The sequence below is a fragment of the Promicromonospora kroppenstedtii DSM 19349 genome (assembly GCF_000515355.1).
Lineage (GTDB): Bacteria > Actinomycetota > Actinomycetes > Actinomycetales > Cellulomonadaceae > Promicromonospora > Promicromonospora kroppenstedtii.
On the sequence record NZ_KI911621.1, the window covers coordinates 1 to 1,046 of the forward strand.

General features: G+C 76.6%; 1 protein-coding gene. It reads right to left on the reverse strand.

Going from position 1 to position 1,046, the window contains the following annotated elements; genetic code table 11:
* Positions 1–1,046 (reverse strand): ATP-binding protein (locus tag PROKR_RS33925; RefSeq protein WP_211240031.1); only part of this gene is annotated, 1,046 nt, incomplete at both ends.

Sequence of the window (1,046 nt, forward strand, 5' to 3'; positions counted from 1 at the left end):
GGCGGGCGGCGTCCAGGGCCTCCTCGCCGCGCCGGGCGTGCACGGCCATGGGTCGGTCGGTCACGGTCTCGGGGGCGGCGAGGATCGCCAGCGCCCGGGCGAGCAGGTCGGGGTTGTCGGCCAGGTCCGGCAGCGCCCGCTCGATCTCGCGGTAGCCGACGTCGGCCAGGCCCTGCTGCCGGAACAGGCGACCCAGGGCGAACCGGAGCTCACCGCGCACGTCGCCGGGCAGCAGCTCGCCGGCCAGGAGCTGCTGCAGCAGAGGCACGGCTTCCTCGTGGGCGAGCCCGTCCACGGCAGCCCGGCCGAGCTTCACGGCCAGGCGCAGCCGCTGCTCGGTCGGCAGCTCGACCTCCATGGCCTGCACCAGGAGGCGCGCCGCGTGGGCGTCGTCGCCGTGCGAGACGGCCAGGTCGGCGGCGTCCTCCGCGTACCGCACGAACCGGGTCACGTCCCCCGCACGGTGGTAGTGGTGCGCGAGCCGCGCGACCGGTCGCGGGCCGTCGCGGTCCTCGATGGCGCGGGCCACGGTGCGGTGCAGCAGCCGGCGGGTGGGCGTGGGCAGCGCGTCGTAGACGATCTGCTCGGCCAGCACGTGCCGGAACCGCACCTGCCCGTCCTGCTCGTGCAGCAGCCCCGCGGTGATCGCGTCGACCAGAGCCTCCACCACCCTGGCGGGCGGCAGGCCGGTGACCTCCGCGATGAGGTCGACGTCGACGGGGTGGTCCAGCACGGAGGCGACGCCCAGCACCTCGCGGGTGCCCTCGGCGACGCCGTCCAGCCGGCCGAGCACCACGTCGCGCAGGGCAGTGGGCACCGCGAGGTCGGTCAGCACGTCGTCCTGCTGCGCGGCGTCGTCGGGCAGCGAGGTCTGGTGCAGGGCGCCGAGCACCTCCTCGGCGACGAACGGGATGCCGCCCGTGCGCTCGTGGAGCGTGGCCGCGAACCCGGCGGAGACCTCGGTGCCGAGGATGCGCCCGGCCAGCTCTCCGACGCCGGCCGGGTCGAGCGGGCTGAGCGTGAGCGCCAGCGGCGGCCCGGACGCG